This is a genomic window from Halomonas smyrnensis AAD6 (genome assembly GCF_000265245.1).
Taxonomy (GTDB): Bacteria; Pseudomonadota; Gammaproteobacteria; order Pseudomonadales; family Halomonadaceae; genus Halomonas; species Halomonas smyrnensis.
Genome location: NZ_AJKS02000009.1, coordinates 19,647 through 35,672 on the forward strand (window position 1 = coordinate 19,647; position 16,026 = coordinate 35,672).

The 16,026-nt window shown below is 67.3% G+C and carries 14 protein-coding genes; 8 read left to right on the forward strand and 6 right to left on the reverse strand.

The window, feature by feature from the left end; all coding sequences use genetic code 11:
- Positions 1-61: 61 nt before the first annotated feature.
- Both UYS_RS0211045 and UYS_RS0211050 read right to left on the reverse strand, forming a co-directional pair.
- The gene (locus UYS_RS0211045) at positions 62-997 is read right to left on the reverse strand and encodes a sulfurtransferase (RefSeq protein WP_237738457.1); all 936 of its coding nucleotides are present in this window, start codon (positions 995-997) and stop codon (positions 62-64) included.
- Between the two features lie 166 nt (positions 998-1,163).
- Complete coding sequence (locus UYS_RS0211050) at positions 1,164-1,841, reverse strand: glutathione S-transferase family protein (protein WP_016855572.1); 678 nt, start codon at positions 1,839-1,841, stop codon at positions 1,164-1,166.
- A gap of 141 nt (positions 1,842-1,982) precedes the next feature.
- On the opposite strand from UYS_RS0211050, the gene UYS_RS0211055 reads away from it, so the two are divergent.
- From UYS_RS0211055 to UYS_RS0211070, 4 genes are read left to right on the forward strand one after another with little or no spacing between them, the layout of a single operon-like run.
- Positions 1,983-2,369, forward strand: a complete 387-nt coding sequence (locus UYS_RS0211055; RefSeq protein WP_016855573.1) for a response regulator transcription factor — start codon at positions 1,983-1,985, stop codon at positions 2,367-2,369.
- Entirely contained in the window at positions 2,366-4,432 is a 2,067-nt protein-coding gene (locus UYS_RS0211060; protein WP_016855574.1) for a 3'-5' exonuclease, read from the forward strand. The genes UYS_RS0211055 and UYS_RS0211060 overlap by 4 nt, the downstream gene beginning before the upstream one ends.
- Positions 4,429-4,617 carry a hypothetical protein gene (locus UYS_RS0211065; RefSeq protein WP_016855575.1) on the forward strand — a complete coding sequence of 63 codons (189 nt, stop codon included), beginning with the start codon at positions 4,429-4,431 and terminating at the stop codon, positions 4,615-4,617. The genes UYS_RS0211060 and UYS_RS0211065 overlap by 4 nt, the downstream gene beginning before the upstream one ends.
- The gene (locus tag UYS_RS0211070) at positions 4,614-7,385 is read left to right on the forward strand and encodes an ATP-binding protein (RefSeq protein WP_016855576.1); all 2,772 of its coding nucleotides are present in this window, start codon (positions 4,614-4,616) and stop codon (positions 7,383-7,385) included. Before UYS_RS0211065 ends, UYS_RS0211070 begins: the two co-directional genes overlap by 4 nt.
- Here UYS_RS0211070 and UYS_RS0211075 read toward each other — a convergent pair.
- From UYS_RS0211075 to UYS_RS0211085, 3 genes are all read right to left on the reverse strand, one after another.
- A complete protein-coding gene (locus UYS_RS0211075) occupies positions 7,348-8,478 on the reverse strand; it encodes a DUF294 nucleotidyltransferase-like domain-containing protein (protein WP_016855577.1) in 1,131 nt (376 codons plus the stop codon). The genes UYS_RS0211070 and UYS_RS0211075 overlap by 38 nt on opposite strands.
- Positions 8,479-8,643: 165 nt before the next feature.
- Complete coding sequence (locus UYS_RS0211080; RefSeq protein ID WP_016855578.1) at positions 8,644-8,946, reverse strand: HlyU family transcriptional regulator; 303 nt, start codon at positions 8,944-8,946, stop codon at positions 8,644-8,646.
- A 50-nt stretch (positions 8,947-8,996) separates the two neighbouring features.
- Positions 8,997-10,217: an argininosuccinate synthase gene (locus tag UYS_RS0211085; RefSeq protein ID WP_016855579.1), complete on the reverse strand. Its 1,221-nt coding sequence runs from the start codon at positions 10,215-10,217 to the stop codon at positions 8,997-8,999.
- Positions 10,218-10,365: 148 nt separating this feature from the next.
- On the opposite strand from UYS_RS0211085, the gene rnt reads away from it, so the two are divergent.
- Positions 10,366-11,031 (forward strand): ribonuclease T, encoded by a 666-nt coding sequence (gene rnt / locus UYS_RS0211090; protein WP_016855580.1) that lies wholly within the window; start codon positions 10,366-10,368, stop codon positions 11,029-11,031.
- A gap of 95 nt (positions 11,032-11,126) precedes the next feature.
- On the opposite strand, the gene UYS_RS0211095 is transcribed toward rnt, so the two are convergent.
- Positions 11,127-11,468 (reverse strand): Grx4 family monothiol glutaredoxin, encoded by a 342-nt coding sequence (locus UYS_RS0211095; protein WP_016855581.1) that lies wholly within the window; start codon positions 11,466-11,468, stop codon positions 11,127-11,129.
- Between the two features lie 155 nt (positions 11,469-11,623).
- On the opposite strand from UYS_RS0211095, the gene argF reads away from it, so the two are divergent.
- From argF to UYS_RS0211110, 3 genes are all read left to right on the forward strand, one after another.
- A complete protein-coding gene (argF, locus tag UYS_RS0211100) occupies positions 11,624-12,544 on the forward strand; it encodes an ornithine carbamoyltransferase (protein ID WP_016855582.1) in 921 nt (306 codons plus the stop codon).
- Positions 12,545-12,914: 370 nt separating this feature from the next.
- On the forward strand, positions 12,915-13,871 hold the full coding sequence (locus UYS_RS17330) for an MBL fold metallo-hydrolase (protein WP_192813931.1): 957 nt from the start codon (positions 12,915-12,917) through the stop codon (positions 13,869-13,871).
- Positions 13,872-13,996: 125 nt separating this feature from the next.
- Positions 13,997-15,964, forward strand: a complete 1,968-nt coding sequence (locus UYS_RS0211110; protein ID WP_026068500.1) for a TonB-dependent receptor domain-containing protein — start codon at positions 13,997-13,999, stop codon at positions 15,962-15,964.
- Positions 15,965-16,026 lie beyond the last annotated feature (62 nt).

Genomic DNA, 16,026 nt, shown 5'->3' on the forward strand with positions numbered 1-16,026 from the left:
GTCTTCGCTCTACTCAATAAAAGCCTCCCGGACACACGGCCTCGGGAGGCACGATCGCGCCTCAGTCCTCGACGCCGAAGAACTCGAGCACCTTGCCGAGGCCGCGCTTGGCCACCGTGACCGGGCGACCGTCATCCTGCGACCACTCGGCCATCGAGCCGTCGTAGAGGGCCACGTCGTCTAGCCCCATCACCTCGCTGAGCACGAACCAGTCGGTCGCCGCCCAGTGCCCGGTGTTGCAGAACGATACCGTCGGCTTGCCGGCCTCGATGCCCGCCGCCTCGGCGCGCGACTGCAGCACCTCCTGGTCGAGATACCAGGCCTGCTGACGCTCGACCAGCAGCGTCTGCTGAGGCAGGTTGAGCGCGCCGGGAATGGTGCCCGGGACCTTGGCCGCAGGCGACTGGTTCTCGCCGCGGAAATAGTCCTCGGGGCGGGCGTCGACCAGCTGGGCCTGCCCCGCCTCGCGGGCGGCCTGCACGTCCTCGGTCGTCGCGATCAGCTCAGGCTGCAGCTCGCCCTCGAAGTCGGCGAATTCGCCGCGCTCGGGCGCGCCGCTGGCCACGTCCATGCCCTGGGCCTGCCAGCCGGCGAAGCCACCGTCGAGGATCGCGACCTCCTCGTGCCCCAGCACCTTGAAGGTCCAGTAGACCCGGGCCGCGCTGCCGAAGTCCGTGGCACCGGTACCGGCAGGCACGACGACCACGGTGTCGTCATTGTCGATGCCGAGGCCGCCGATCAGGCGCTCGAGGCTGGAAACGGGCGGCAACAGGCCGGTCACGCCGTCGCGAGACTCGCGCCAGCCGTCATCGGTGTAGCTGCTGTATACGCTGCCAGGAATATGCGCCGCCTCGAAGGTGCCACGATCGCCGCCGCCGTCGATGCCGGAGCGCACGTCGAGCACCACCAGATCGTCATCGTCGAGGCGATCGCTTAGCCAGTCGGCCTCCACCAGCGGCGAGACGTCGGCGGCCAGCGCCGAGGAAGCCGCCATCATCAATCCAGCGCCTGTCAGAAGGGGTTTCCACATATACCTGACCTCTCTCATCGGGATTAAGGAGCCCCATTATCCGGGTCGGCGTCACCACTGCAATATACGCCAAACGCATCAATCAGAATTATTTAAGCGTATAAAGTTATTACGCCCCTCACCCGGTGGGGTATCAGCCCAGCGAAAACTCCCCGCCGCGCTCGATCGCCTTTCGATACCCCGGCCGCTCGCGGCAGCGGGCCAGGAAGTCCTGCAGCCGGGGCGCCGACTCGAGCCCGCCGCGCCCCTCGAGCGCCAGCACCGGGAAGCTCATCTGGATGTCCGCCGCCGAGAAGGCCTCTCCGGCGAACCAGGTCGCGCCCTCGAGCTCGGCCTCCCAGAAGTCGCGCAGCTCGGTGATGCGCGGCCCCAGGAAGTTCTGCTCCACGCCCTTGGCGAACTGCCGCCCCAGCGGCCGCGCCAGGGCCGGCACCGGCGGCTTGCCGAGGCGCGAGAACACTAGCCGCATCACCAGCGGCGGCATCGCCGACCCCTCGGCGTGGTGCAGCCAGAAGCGATAACGCTCGCGCTCATCGCTGCCGACGGGCGGCGCCAACCGGCCGTCGGCATCGAGATGCTCGAGCAGGTATTCGATGATCGCCCCGGACTCGGCGATGGCCCGCCCACCCCGCGCTTCGTCGGTGATCACCGGCGACTTGCCCAGCGGATGCACCTCTTTCAACGAGGCCGGGGCCAGCATGGTCTCGGGATCACGCCGATAAACGACCAGCTCATACTCGACACCCAGCTCCTCCAGCAGCCACAGCACGCGCTGGGAACGCGAGTTCTCCAGATGATGTACGCGAATCATGAGACGCTCTCCCTGTCCTTTCGTGAGTCGCCAGTGTAACGGCTTGGCCCAAGGTCGTCTTTGCCACCTCACAAGCCCTCTCTAGACTTGGAGAAACAGGGATTTAATGCGTCGTGCAACGGGCGTCACGGGGAGGACGGCATGCGCAAGGTGCTGATAGTGGACGACGAGCCCAATATCGTCCTGTCGCTGGAGTTTCTGATGCAGCAGGCCGGCTTCGAGGTGGTGACCGCGGAGGACGGCGAGACGGCGCTGGCCCGTGTGTCCGAGACGCGACCGGATCTGATGCTGCTCGACATCAGCCTGCCGGGCATCGGCGGCTTCGATGTGCTGGAACGGCTGCGCGCCGATCCCGACGTCGCCCGCCTCCCGATCATCATGCTCACCGCCCACGGGCGTGAGGTGGAACGCGAGAAGGGCCTGGCCCTGGGCGCCGACGACTACATCACCAAGCCCTTCTCGACCCGCGAGCTGGTCGAGCGCGTCAAAAGGCTGCTCGGCGACGCCGGACGGGAGGGCGAACCATGACCCGCCGCCGTCCCGGTCCGCCTCGCCGCCAGACCCTGATCGGGCTGTGGCTGCTGCTCAGCGGCGTGAGCCTGCTGGGCGGCGCACTCTTCGCCCTGTGGCTCGACGGCCTGCTGGCCCCCGAGGGCCTGGCCCGCGGGGCCCTGTGGGCCGGCAGCTTCTCCGGCGGCGGCACCATCTTCCTGGTCGGCCTGATCCTCGAACGGCGGCTGTTCATGCCGCTGCGGCATCTGCAGGTGCAGCTGGCACGCCTGGTGGCCAACCCCGATGCCGTAGACGACTATCCCCCGGAGGGCTGGCTGCGCGGCCTGGGGCCCGACCTGGTGCGCATCCGCGAGGCCTGGCGCGACGATCGTGCCCGGCTGGGCAACGCCCGCGCCGAAGGGGCGCGCAGCGCCGCCCGCATTCGCCAGGAGCTCGAGGCCCTGCTGCAGGTGCTGGACACGCCGCTGCTGCTCTGCGATCGCCATCGCCGGCTCCTGCTGTTCAACCCCGCCGCCGAGGCCCTGTTCGCCGATGCCCCCGGGCTGGGGCTCGGCAAGCGACTCGACACCCTGCTGCCCGCCGCCAGCCTGCAGGAGGCCCTGCGCCAGCTGCCCGAGGACGCGACGCCCAGGGACGTGCTGGTCCCCTGCGGCGAGCGCTGGCTGCGCGCGACCCTCAGACGGATCCCCGAGAGCCAGGGCGAGACCCTGCTGACGCTGGTGGATGCCACGGCCAGCTGGCACAACGAGCTGGGCGCCGGTGTGGCCCTGGCCGAGCTGCTGCCCGCCCTGCGCCGCCATGGCGCCGGTCTGACCAGCGCCGCCGATGCCCTGGGGCACCTGTCGGGCACCGATAACGACGCCCTGCGCCGGCGCCTGTCGGGGGTGGTCGAGGAGGAAGGGCGCGGGCTGGCCGATGGCCTGGAGCGGCTGGGCGAGACGCTCGATGCCCAGCAGTGCCAGGCCGAGCGCCTGTCCCCGCTGTGGTCCAACGATCTCTGGGCCGGCCTCGTCGAACGCCTGCCTGCCGGCGGCCCGACCCTCACGCCCATCGGCATGCCGGCCTGGCTCAAGGGCGATGCCCCGGTGCTGCTCGAGGCCCTGCACAGGCTGCTGACCCGGCTGGCCGAGCGCACCGGCGAGCCCCGCTTCGACGGCGAGGTCTGCCTGGGCAACCAGCGCGCCTACCTCGACCTGTGCTGGCAGGGGGCAGCGCTCAGCGAACGCGAGCTGTCGGCCTGGCGAGGCGAACGCCTCGAGGCCCTGCCGCTGGCCCCGACCCTCGGCGAGGTGCTCCGCCAGCATGCCAGCGACGCCTGGAGCCTGGCCGATGAAGACGGCGCTCACGCCCGCCTGCGGCTGCCCCTGCCGGCGCTGAAGCGAGTGGGCGCCCCTCGTCCGGCTCCACCGCCACGCCCCGAGTTTCATGACTTCGGCATCGCCGAGCTGCCACCGCCGGACGCCGAGCTCGCCGCCCGGCCGCTGCGGGCGCTGGAAATCGTGGCCTGCGATACCGAGACCACCGGCCTGGAGCTGCGCCGCGGCGACCGGGTGATCAGCATCGGGGCCTGCCGCATCGTCAACGCCCGGCTGCTGGCCAGCGAGACCTTCGACCTGCTCATCGATCCCGGCCGGCCGATTCCGCCGGCCAGCACCGCCATCCATGGGCTCACCGACGCCGACGTCGCCGGTGCCCCGCCCGCCGCCGTCGCCCTGCCGCGCTTTCGCGACTACGTCGGCGACGCCGTGCTGCTGGCCCACAACGCCGCCTTCGACCTGCTGGCCCTGCAGCCATCGGACGGCGGCGTCTCCCTCGACATGCCGGTGCTGGACAGCCTGCTGATCTCCCGCGGCCTGGACCCCAGCCTCGACGGCCATGACCTGGATTCCCTGGCCGAACGCTACGGACTCGCCTTCCCGCCGGGCAGCCGCCACACCGCCCTGGGGGATGCCCGGGTCACCGCCGAGCTGTGGCTGGCCCTGCTGCCGCGCCTCGAGGCCCGGGGCATCGACACCCTGGCGGCGGTACTGGCCCTGCAGGCGAGCGCCTTCGACCGGGAGGACGCCAGCGCCTCATGATGACGTCACGCCGCAAGGAGCGCCTGGTCGCCCTGATCGTTCTGGCGACGCTGCTGTTCACGCCGCCGCTGCTGCTGGTCACCGAGCGCCTGGGGCCCGGCGCCCTGACGCTGTATGTCTTCCTGGTCTGGGCCGCGGTGATCGGGCTGGCCGCCTGGCTGCTGGAAGGCGGGCGCCGGGAATGAGCCTGCGCGGCGAGTGGACCGTGCTGGCCGTGGCCTTCGGCTACCTGGCCCTGCTGTTCCTGATCGCCGCCTGGGGCGACCGGCGCGCCACACGAGGCCGATCGATCATCGGCTCCCCCACCATCTACGCGCTGTCGATCGCCGTCTACTGCACCGCCTGGACCTTCTACGGCAGCGTCGGGCGCGCCGCCGAGACCGGCCCCAGCTTCCTGCTGATCTATCTCGGCCCGACGCTGGCCATGCTGCTGGCCCCCTTCGTGACGCGCAAGATGGTGCGCATCGCCCGCGCCCAGCGCCTCACGTCGATCGCCGATTTCATCAGCGCCCGCTACGGCAAGAGTACCGGGCTGGGCGCCCTGGTGGCGCTGATCGCCCTGATCGGCATCACGCCCTACATCGCCCTGCAGCTCAAGGCCATCACGCTGAGTCACGCGGTACTGGTCGACTACCCCGTAACGGCCGGCCAGGCCCTGGAGACCACCGCCTTCTGGGCCGATAAGTCGTTCTGGGTGGCGCTGGTGCTGGCGGTGTTCATCATCCTGTTCGGCACCCGCCACCTGGACGCCAGCGAACGCCACGAGGGCATGGTCGCCGCCATTGCCTTCGAGTCGCTGGTCAAGCTGGCGGCCTTCCTGGCGGTCGGCGCGTTCACGGTCTTCGTGCTCTACCGCGGCCCCGGCGAGCTGTTCACCCGGGTCGCCGAGACCCCGAACCTGCTCGGGGTGCTGGGCCTGGCCGCGGTACCGGGCGGCGCCCTGGGCTGGGTGGGCACCCTCGCCCTGGCCTTTTTGGCCTTCCTCGGCCTGCCACGCCAGTTCCAGGTGATGGTGGTCGAGAACGTCGACGAGCGACACATCATCCGGGCGGCCTGGCTGTTTCCGCTGTATCTGCTGGCGATCAACCTGTTCGTGCTGCCCATCGCCCTGGCCGGCCTGCTGGGCGATGCCGGGGGCGATCCGGACAGCTTCGTGCTGACGCTGCCGCTGGCCACCGGCGCCGAGGGGCTGCCGCTGCTGGTCTTCATCGGCGGCCTGTCGGCGGCCACGGGCATGATGATCGTCGAGACCATCGCGCTGTCCACCATGGTCAGCAACCAGCTGGTGATGCCGCTGCTGCTGCGCGCCCGGCTGCTGCCCCGCGGCGGCCAGGGCGCGCTGGCCGGCTGGATGCTCGGCGTGCGGCGTCTGGCGATACTGGCCATCCTGCTGCTGGGCTACGGCTACCATGCGCTGGTGGGTGACGCCTACAGCCTGGTCACCATCGGCCTGGTGTCCTTCGCCGCGGCGGCCCAGTTCACCCCCGCACTGCTGATCGGCCTCTACTGGCGCGGCGCCAATCGGCTCGGCGCCGGACTCGGCCTCACGGCCGGCTTCATCGTCTGGGCCTGGACGCTGCTGATCCCGGGCTTCGCCCAGTCCGGCTGGCTCGACGCCGGCTTCCTGACCCAGGGCCCGTTCGGCATCGCCTGGCTCCGGCCCTATGCGCTGTTCGGCCTGGAAGGCTGGGATATCTACACCCATGCGCTGCTGTGGAGCCTGGTGGCCAATGTCGGCCTGCTGGTCGGCGTCTCGCTGTTTACGCGGCCGTCGGCGCTGGAACAGACCCAGGCCGCGCTGTTCACCGAGGCGCTGCATCCGCGCCTCGACCAGGCCTCGCTGGGGCATGCCGGCCACACGCCGCGCGGCGAGCTACGCGCCCTGCTCGACCGCTATCTGGGCGCGGCCACCACCGCCAGAGTCTTCGCCGAGGAACCCGATCAGGACGACCGGCACCCCGCGTCGCCGGCGCTGGTGGCGCGGGGCGAACGGGCGCTGGCCGGGGCGCTGGGCAGCGCCTCGGCCCGGGTGCTGATCGACTCGGTGGTGCGCGGAGAAGCCCTCGACCTGCCGGCGCTGCTGAGCGTGCTCGATACCACCTCCGAGACGCTGGAGATGAACCGCCGCCTCGAGCAGAAGTCCCGCGAGCTCGAGCGCACCGGCGAGGCGCTGCGCGAGGCCAATGAACGGCTGCGCGAACTCGACCGCCTCAAGGACGAGTTCGTGGCCATGGTCAGCCACGAGCTGAGGACGCCCTTGACCTCGATCCGCGCCTTCGCCGAGATCCTGCGCGATCATCGCGACCTGCCCGACGACAAGCGCGAGCACTTCCTCGAGGTGGTGGTACGCGAGAGCCAGCGGCTGTCTCGACTGATCGAGGAGATTCTCGACCTGGCCCGCCTCGAGAGCGGCCGCCTGACGCTGCATCCCGAGCGGCTCGATCTCGCCGAGCTGGCCCGACACGGCGTCGAGGCGGTGCAGCGCCCCCTGGAGGAGCGCGGCATCACGCTGGAGGTGGCCCTCGAGGTGGACGCCGCGCCGGTGATCGGCGACCCCGACCGGCTGGAACAGGTGATCATCAACCTGCTCGACAACGCCGGCAAGTTCGCCGACGGCGCGGCCCCGCGCGTGCGCCTGGCGCTGACCCGCCACAAGCGCGGTTTTCGGCTGGCCGTGGAGGACAACGGCCCCGGCATCGCCGAGGCCGAGCGCGAGCGGGTGTTCGAGAAGTTCCACCAGATCCAGCACCAGGACGACGGCGCGCCCCGCGCCCGCCCCCGGGGCACCGGGCTGGGCCTGCCGATCTCGCGCGGTATCGTCGCCCATCTCGGCGGCCGGCTGTGGGTGGAAGACGCCCCGACGCTGGGCGGCGCCTGTCTGGTGATGGAGCTGCCGGCGGCCCCCGACGATTCGGCTAGCTCGACGCCTGTGCCCGCTTCACCAGCCGCCTAATAAGAGCCAGGTCATGGCGCAGCAGCAGGCGCTGATCCTCGCCGAGCGCGTCGAGGTCGATCCAGCCATCGGCGGCGCGGCCCTGACGCAGGGCATCCCGCTGAGCCGTCAGCATCAGCGCCTGCAACCGCTCCAGCGCCCGTCGCAGTTCGGCCGCATGCGACGCGTCCAGCGCCCCCGCCAGCACCAGCGCGGCCAGGCGTTCGCGGGTGGCCATCGCCCGCACGCGATGTCGCACGCTCAGCAGGCGCACGGCGCCGACCAGCGGCAACAGTCCACAATGCTTGAGATCCAGCGCCGACTCGGCCGGTGCCCCCTCGCCCCCGCCGGCCAGTCGCCCGAAGCGATCGAGCGCCACCGGACACTCGTTCAACAGCGCCGCCATCTCGTCGAGAAACAGTCCGGCCACGGGCACGTGACGCATCACCCCATCGATCAGCCCGCTCGCCAGCGTGGCATCGCCGTACACCGGTGAAGCATCGAGCAGGATATTGGCCTGCTGCACGCGCTTGACCCGCCGCTCGGCGGTCCAGATGGCCAGCTGGGCCCGCCACTCCGAAAGGCGCTTGCGCCACATCGGCCAGCGCGCCATGACGTGCCCCGGACAGAGCGGGATGCCGGCGGCGTCGAGACGCGCGGTGAAGCGCTCGCCCAGCGCCTGAAAGTACCCATCGATCTGGGTATGACGGGCGTCCGGATAGTCGGCGATGACCATGGCATTGTCCTGGTCCGGCACCAGCAGGCTCTCATGGCGAGCCGCCGACCCCAGCGTCATCACGCAGAACGCCAGCGGCGGCGCGCCCCAGCCCTGCTCCTGCATGGCGTCGAGTGACGCCTCGATGGCCCGACGATAGAGCGCATCATTGTGGTCGCTGATCAGCTGGCTGATGCGCCAGGCGGGCAGATCGAGGCGCACCAGCGCCTCCACCAGATGCCGCTGCCAGGCATGCGCCTCGGCCAGGCCCGGCGTCGGCCCCAGACGCTCGATGGCCTCGGCCAGCGGCGCGAGCAGCGCCGGCAGCCGTCCGACATCGGGCACGATGTCGTCGGCAAACAGCGAGCGCCAGGCAGAAGGACGGTGAAGCAGATGCATGACAGCTCTCGATGGGGGGATCGCCTCCAGCGTAGCAAGCGCCTCGTGCTTTCCGATTGACCGGGAACAGTCATCCGGTGCCCTGTCCGGATGCCCGACCAAAAAAAGACGGCGCCCCTGGGGGGCGCCGTCGCTCGGAAGCCTGTGGCCGGACCGGAGATCGGCTCAGCGATCGTCGAACAGGGCGTCGCCCACCTCGTCGATCATCCGCTCGGCCTTGCTGACCATCAGCGCATCGCAGGCCTCGCGCCCGGGCACCACGTCGGAGCGCTCGAAGCGATGCTCGAGCATCTCCTCCCCTTCGCCGCGGGGCTTGCGGATCCAGCCGCTGACGCGATACTGGCCGCCCACCTCCTCGGACTGAGGCACGATCAGGTAGCCCTGATAGGACACCGGCTCGCCCTCTGGCGCGGCGGCAGGCGACGTGTCTCCCTGGCCGAACAGACCGGATAGCAGTTTCTTCAGCATCGAAGCCTCCTGGATCAAAAACGCCGACCCGATCGTCGGCGCTTTCTGGATCAGTCCTGCTGACGACCCTTACCCGCCGCAATGCGCAGACGCAGCGCGTTGAGCTTGATGAAGCCTTCGGCATCCTTCTGGTCGTAGGCGCCGGCGTCGTCCTCGAAGGTGGCGATGGACTCATCGAACAGCGAGGCGTCGGACTTGCGGCCGGCCACGGTGGCGTTGCCCTTGTAGAGCTTCATGCGCACCACGCCGGAGACGTTCTTCTGGGTCTCGTCGATGGCGGCCTGCAGGGCACGACGCTCCGGGCTCCACCAGTAGCCGTTGTAGATCACCTCGGCGTACTTCGGCATCAGCTGGTCCTTGAGGTGGGCTTCCTCGCGGTCCAGGGTCAGCGACTCGATGGCGCGGTGGGCGCGCAGCATGATGGTGCCCCCCGGGGTCTCGTAGCAGCCGCGGGACTTCATGCCCACGTAGCGGTTCTCGACGATGTCGAGACGGCCGATGCCGTTGTCGCCGCCCAGCTGGTTGAGCTTGGAGATGACCTCGTGGGGACGCATCGGTTCGCCGTCGATGGCCACGATGTCGCCGTTCTCGTAGGTCAGCTCGACGTAGGTCGGGGTGTCCGGGGCGGCCTCGGGGGAGACGCTCCAGCGCCACATGTCTTCCTCGGCCTCGGTCCAGGGGTCCTCGAGGTTGCCGCCCTCATAGGAGATGTGCAGCAGGTTGGCATCCATGGAGTACGGCGACTTCTTCTTCTGGCTGGTGAAGTCGACCGGGATGTCGTGCTGCTGGCAGTAGGCCATCAGCTTCTCGCGGGAGTTGAGATCCCACTCGCGCCACGGGGCGATCACCTTGACGCCCGGCTTCAGCGCGTAGGCGCCGAGCTCGAAGCGCACCTGATCGTTGCCCTTGCCGGTGGCGCCGTGGGAGATGGCGTCGGCGCCGGTCTGGTTGGCGATCTCGATCAGGCGCTTGGCGATCAGCGGGCGCGCGATGGAGGTGCCGAGCAGGTACTCGCCTTCGTAGATGGTGTTGGCGCGGAACATCGGATAGACGTAGTCGCGGGCGAATTCCTCGCGCAGGTCCTCGATGTAGATTTCCTTGACGCCCAGTGCCTCCGCCTTGGCACGAGCCGGCTCGACTTCCTCGCCCTGACCGATGTCGGCGGTGAAGGTCACCACTTCGCAGTCGTAGGTTTCCTGCAACCACTTGACGATGACGGACGTGTCCAGGCCGCCGGAATAGGCAAGCACGACCTTCTTGACATCGGACATGCTGAGGCTCCTTTTAGCTATTCGGTGTAGAGGGGCGATTATAGCGCGACGAGCCTGGCGCGAATACCGGCGCGGCGGGACGCATCGCGGTGAAACTGCTAGACTGCCGCGTTTCGAGACAACCCGACCCCAAGTCAAGGAGAGGTGCATGAGCGAGGTGGCCGCCCGCGAACTCATGGCACAACGCTTCCGCAGTTTCCTGCCCGTGGTGGTGGACCTGGAAACCGGCGGCTTCAATGCCCAAGGCGACGCAATCCTGGAGATCGCCGCCGTAACCCTGACCATGGACCCCGAGGGCAACCTGATGCCCGACGCCACCTATGCCTATCACGTCAATCCCTTCGAGGGGGCCAACGTCGAGCAGTCCGCCCTGGACTTCACCGGCATCCGCCTCGACGACCCGCTGCGCCAGCAGGTGGCGGTCAGCGAGTCCGAGGCGCTGGGCGAGATCTTCCGGCCGGTGCGCAAGGCGATCAAGGCCAGCGGCTGCACCCGCGCCGTGCTGGTGGGCCACAACGCCGCCTTCGACCACGGCTTCCTGAACGCCGCGGTGGAGCGCTGCGGGGTCAAGCGCAATCCCTTCCACCCCTTCTCGAGCTTCGACACCGCCTCGCTGGCCGGCCTGGTCTACGGCCAGACCGTGCTGGCCCGCGCCTGCCGCGCCGCCGGCATCGAGTTCGACAACAGCGAAGCCCACTCGGCGCGCTACGACACCGAACGCACCGCCGAGCTGTTCTGCGCCATGGTCAACCGCTACAAGGACCTGGGCGGCTGGCAGCTGGCCCAGCGCGAACAGGGCATCGAAGAGCCGTAAGCGGCAAGCGGCAAATTGCCCATAGAAAAAAAGAAACCCCCGAAGGCTGAACACCTTCGGGGGTTTCTTGTGGCTCGGCGCTTGTCGCTCGGCGCTTACTGCTCGGCGTCGTCCTGATGCTTGGCGGCGGTTTCCTTGATCAGCGGCTCGAGCTCGCCGTTCTGGTACATCTCGACGACGATGTCGCAGCCGCCGACCAGCTCGCCCTCGACCCACAGCTGCGGGAAGGTCGGCCAGTTGGCGACCTTGGGCAGCTCGGCGCGGATGTCCGGGTTGTCCAGCACGTTGACGAAGGCGAAGCGCTCGCCGCAGGCCATCAGGGCCTGGACGGTCTGGGCCGAGAAGCCGCACTGCGGCAGCTGGGGGGTGCCCTTCATGTAGATCAGGATCGGATTTTCGCTGATCTGGCGCTGGATGTTCTCGACGGTGGTACTCATCTGCATTCCCTCTGGATCGGTGGTGGCCGCCGCGCCAAGGATAATACCCGAGTGCGCAGGTGGGCCTTCGATGCCGACATTGTACGGATGCCAGCCGCGTTGCGCATCCCCCGCCGGCTGGCTAGGATGGTCGTTTTTTCCCGTGGAGTGACGCCATGGCCACCCGCCATTTCCTGACCCTGCTCGACCTGAGTCCGGAAGAGCTGCGCTACCTGATTCAGCGCGGCATCACGATCAAGAACGGCCTGAAGACCCACGGCCCAACCTACACCCCGTTCGCCAACCGCACCCTGGCGATGATCTTCGAGAAGTCGTCGACGCGCACGCGAGTGTCGTTCGAGACCGCCATGGCCCAGTTCGGCGGCCACGCCCTGTTCCTGTCGCCGCGCGACACCCAGCTGGGCCGCGGCGAGCCGATCGGCGACACCGCCCGCGTGCTCTCGGAGATGGTCGATGCGGTGATGATCCGCACCTTCTCCCACGAGGGCCTCGAGGAGTTCGCCGGCGCCAGCGACGTACCGGTGATCAACGCGCTGACCGATGATTACCACCCGTGCCAGCTGCTGGCCGACGTCATGACCTGGACCGAGCTGCGCGGCAGCGTGCGCGGCCGCACGGCGGTATGGATCGGCGACGGCAACAACATGTGTCACTCCTGGATCAACGCCGCTCGCCAGTTCGAGTTCGACCTTCGCGTGGTCTGCCCCGAAGGCTACGAGCCGCGTCAGGACATCCTCGACGCCGCCGGCGACCGGGTGAGCATCCACCGCGACCCCATGGCCGCCGTGGAAGGCGCCGATCTGGTCACCACCGACGTCTGGGCCTCCATGGGCCAGGAAGAAGAGCAGGCCAAGCGCGAGGCCGACTTCGCCGGCTTCCAGGTCAGCGAGGCCATGCTCGACCGCGCCGCCGACGACGTGCTGTTCCTGCACTGCCTGCCGGCCCACCGCGGCGAGGAGATCAGCGAGACCCTGCTCGAGGACCCGCGTGCCGTGGTCTGGCAGGAAGCCGGCAACCGCCTGCATGCCCAGAAGGCGCTGATCGAGTTCCTGCTGCTGGGCCGCGTCGAGAACTGATCGACACCGCTCTCCCCGCGCTCACGACGCCCCGGCCATGCCGGGGCGTCGTCCTTCCAGGGCTATCGCGACAGCCGTCCAATACTCTCGCCTAAAGCCGCAGACTCACTGGCAGCCTCGGACGCGAGCACACCGCCTGTCCCAGTAATTGGACATGTTGAGCAGAAAGGAAAACACCCTGCAAACGAGACAGCTTCCCATCATCATCAACAAATGATAAATTTTCTCACCCATACGTAAAGTCTTCTTCTTGGAGAGAAAAGCTGCCAATACAAGGGGCCTTGTCTCTCCACTCTTCATGGAATCGCGACCTATGCATCACGCCCCCCTTGTCTTGGCCATCAGCGTGACCCTGCTATCGACATCTGCCATGGGTGATGATGCCACCTATCATGCCGAACGAGGGCTGGCGGCTGCCACACAATGGCCCGGCTACGCATCTCTCTGCGATCTCGATAGCCACATGCGTAACGTCAATGTGCCTCGCACGTCTTCCCAGCGGCAGCGCTCTGCCGGGGATGAGCATCATCACCATGGCTCGCGCCAGACAAGCGATGTCGACCCGCTGCCTCCCATGCAGGTCTTCGACAATCTCTTCTTCCTGGGAAACCATTCGGTATCGGCCTGGCTCTACGGCGACGAAGACGGCTACCTGCTCATCGATGGCCTCAACACCGATGAGGAAGCACGAGAAGACATCCTCGGCGGCATGGACACGCTGGGCCTGGATCCCTCCGCCATAGAAGCGGTCCTGGTCACTCACGGCCATGGTGATCACTACGGCGGAGCCGATTACATTGCCGAGAAACTCGATGTCGAGGTCTTGATGACCCAGGCCGACTGGGATCTGGTCGAGACACTGGGCGAACACCCCCGCTTCGGCCCTCCCCCGTCACCCGGCCGGGTCGTCTCGGATGGAGAGACGCTCCAGGTCGGCGACTACCACCTGGACGTGCATGTCACTCCGGGACATACGCCAGGCACCATCTCACCGATTTTCACCGTCTATGACCATGGCGAACCTCACGTCGCCATGTTGTGGGGTGGCACTGGTTTCAACTTCGGCCCTGACGTTGACACCTTTGAAGCCTATGCCGCCTCTGCCGCGAAGATGCGACGCCTGTCCACCGCGGCGGATGTCGACGTCTTTATTTCCAACCATGCCAAGCGCGACGGCTCGATCGAAATGATGGAGGCCCTCGCGCAACGTCAACCCGAAGCGCCCCATCCGTTTGTCCGAGAAAACGACGGCGAGGCCCTGTTCACCGTACTGGAACAGTGCGCCCTGGCACAGGCCGCGCGCTTCCGCACAGACCTCTCACGGTAGGCTGGACACGCGCCTTGCCGACACGGTGAGGCGCGCCATTCGCCATAACAAAATAATGGCCTGACGACATCGGCCACGACGATACCTCCCTACCACCTTCACTTTACCTCGGGACTCGTTCGAAGATGTTCAAACCGTCTTGCTCTCCCCCCTTCAAACGCCTTCCCTTGCTGCTCTCCGCCGCCGCGTTAAGCGGAGGAGTACAAGCTGACGAAGATGTCACCAGCAGGCAGCTCGATCCCATGATCGTGACCGCCGCCGGGGTGGAAACCGATCCGCTGACGGCGCCGGCTAGCGTCACGGTCATCTCCGGCGAAGAACTCGAAAAAGGTAACTTCGTTGACCTCACCGATGCACTCCGCAACGTGCCAGGGGTCGCCGTGTCAGGCGGCGCGGATGCCGAGAACATCTACCTGCGTGGCCTACCGGCGGAATACACCCTCATCCTGATCGATGGCAAGCGCCTCAACTCCCGTGCTGCGCGCACCAACGGGTCTGGCGGCGTCGACCAATATTTCATGCCACCCGCCTCGGCCATCGAACGCATCGAGATCGTTCGCGGTCCGATGTCGTCTCTCTATGGCTCGGATGCAATGGGAGGCGTGATCAACATCATCACCAAGCCCTCTTCCGGCCAGTGGACGGGATCACTGACCGTCGAGGCCACCGTGCCAGAACACGACGAAGACAGTTCCCAGCGGCAGCAATCGTTCTACCTGAACGGCGCGCTGATCGACAACACACTGGGGCTACAAGTGTGGGGCCGCCACTTGGACCGCAGCCCCTCTGAGCGTGAAGAAGATGGCCGCAGCGTCGGGCAGGACGAGCGGAATATCGAAGACCTCAACGCTCGACTGACCTGGACCCCCTCCCTCAACCACGAGCTCACGCTCGAAGTCGCCAAGAACGACATGGAGACCGATTCGGGCAATGACACGATCACCGAAAACCCGCGGCGCTCGGCTTCATTGGGTTACGACGGTCAGCTGGGGCGTTGGCACGTGGTCGGCTCGGCCTATCAAGAACAAGCACGACAACGCATCAGCAGCTCGCGCACCAATCGCGAGCCGGAAATTACCACTTCAATTCTGGATGCCAAGGCATCGACCGATTATGCCTGGCTTGGAGCGCATGAGCTGACACTGGGCAGCCAATGGAAGGAAGACGAACTCAAGGACCAGAACCTAGGGCTTGGGTCTACACGTCAGGACGCTTTCAGCAACGTTCAATGGGCGCTGTTTGCCGAGGATATCTGGACACTGGCTCCCTCTTTCGACCTCACCACCGGGGCCCGTTATACCCATGACGAAAGGTTTGGTGGCGAGGTGACACCGCGGCTCTACGGCCTCTGGGCGTTGTCCGACCGCCTGTATCTAAACGGCGGCGTCTCTGCCGGTTATCGAACTCCAGAACTGCGGGAATCGAGCGCCGGCTACTTCTCCTGTACCGGTGGGAGCTGCCGTAATGCCGTCGCTCCGGGCAACCCCGATCTCCAGCCAGAGAAAAGCACCAGCTATGAACTGGGCGTACGCTACGAGACGCTGAACGGCACCCTGACCGCCACGGCCTTCCATACGGACTATCGCGATCGCATCACGACGCGCGACACAGGCTTGCAGCTGGATGGTGATCCGAGCGGGCCCGACCTCTATGAGTGGTACAACGTCGATGAGGCTCGTGTGCAGGGTATCGAACTCAGCACGGAACATACCATCAATGCGACGCTGTCCATGACCGCCAGCTATACGTGGACGGATGCTGAATTCCAATCGGGAGAATTCGCGGGCCAGCCGCTCTCACGCACGCCGGAGCATGTCGCCGGCCTGCGTGCCGATTGGCAGACGCCCTGGAATCGACTGGATCTCTGGGCCTCGACGCAATACAACGGTGAAAGCGCGATCGTAAGGCGTGACGAGCTGGTGGAGTACGACCCTTACACGACTCTGAATCTCGGGGCGACGTACGCCCTCAATCGGCATATCACCCTGAAAAGCGCTATCTACAATGCGGGCGATGCCAGCATCGATGACAATGACAATGGGCGGCTGGAAAACGGCCGGACCTGGTGGATGGGCATGACAACGCGTTTCTGACCCCCCCCTCTTTCCGGCAGCAACGACGCATGGATCGCGCGCTGAGAAGGGGGCCTGGCGGC

Excerpts from the sequence above, each read along its gene's own strand:
- UYS_RS0211070 (WP_016855576.1), top strand. The coding sequence starts at position 4,614 with ATGAGCCTGCGCGGCGAGTGGACCGTGCTGGCCGTGGCCTTCGGCTAC.
- UYS_RS17330 (WP_192813931.1), top strand. The coding sequence starts at position 12,915 with ATGGGTGATGATGCCACCTATCATGCCGAACGAGGGCTGGCGGCTGCC.
- UYS_RS0211080 (WP_016855578.1), bottom strand. The coding sequence starts at position 8,946 with ATGCTGAAGAAACTGCTATCCGGTCTGTTCGGCCAGGGAGACACGTCG.
- UYS_RS0211045 (WP_237738457.1), bottom strand. The coding sequence starts at position 997 with ATGATGGCGGCTTCCTCGGCGCTGGCCGCCGACGTCTCGCCGCTGGTG.
- UYS_RS0211050 (WP_016855572.1), bottom strand. The coding sequence starts at position 1,841 with ATGATTCGCGTACATCATCTGGAGAACTCGCGTTCCCAGCGCGTGCTG.
- UYS_RS0211075 (WP_016855577.1), bottom strand. The coding sequence starts at position 8,478 with ATGCATCTGCTTCACCGTCCTTCTGCCTGGCGCTCGCTGTTTGCCGAC.
- UYS_RS0211065 (WP_016855575.1), top strand. The coding sequence starts at position 4,429 with ATGATGACGTCACGCCGCAAGGAGCGCCTGGTCGCCCTGATCGTTCTG.
- UYS_RS0211085 (WP_016855579.1), bottom strand. The coding sequence starts at position 10,217 with ATGTCCGATGTCAAGAAGGTCGTGCTTGCCTATTCCGGCGGCCTGGAC.
- argF (WP_016855582.1), top strand. The coding sequence starts at position 11,624 with ATGGCCACCCGCCATTTCCTGACCCTGCTCGACCTGAGTCCGGAAGAG.
- UYS_RS0211095 (WP_016855581.1), bottom strand. The coding sequence starts at position 11,468 with ATGAGTACCACCGTCGAGAACATCCAGCGCCAGATCAGCGAAAATCCG.
- UYS_RS0211110 (WP_026068500.1), top strand. The coding sequence starts at position 13,997 with ATGTTCAAACCGTCTTGCTCTCCCCCCTTCAAACGCCTTCCCTTGCTG.
- rnt (WP_016855580.1), top strand. The coding sequence starts at position 10,366 with ATGAGCGAGGTGGCCGCCCGCGAACTCATGGCACAACGCTTCCGCAGT.
- UYS_RS0211060 (WP_016855574.1), top strand. The coding sequence starts at position 2,366 with ATGACCCGCCGCCGTCCCGGTCCGCCTCGCCGCCAGACCCTGATCGGG.
- UYS_RS0211055 (WP_016855573.1), top strand. The coding sequence starts at position 1,983 with ATGCGCAAGGTGCTGATAGTGGACGACGAGCCCAATATCGTCCTGTCG.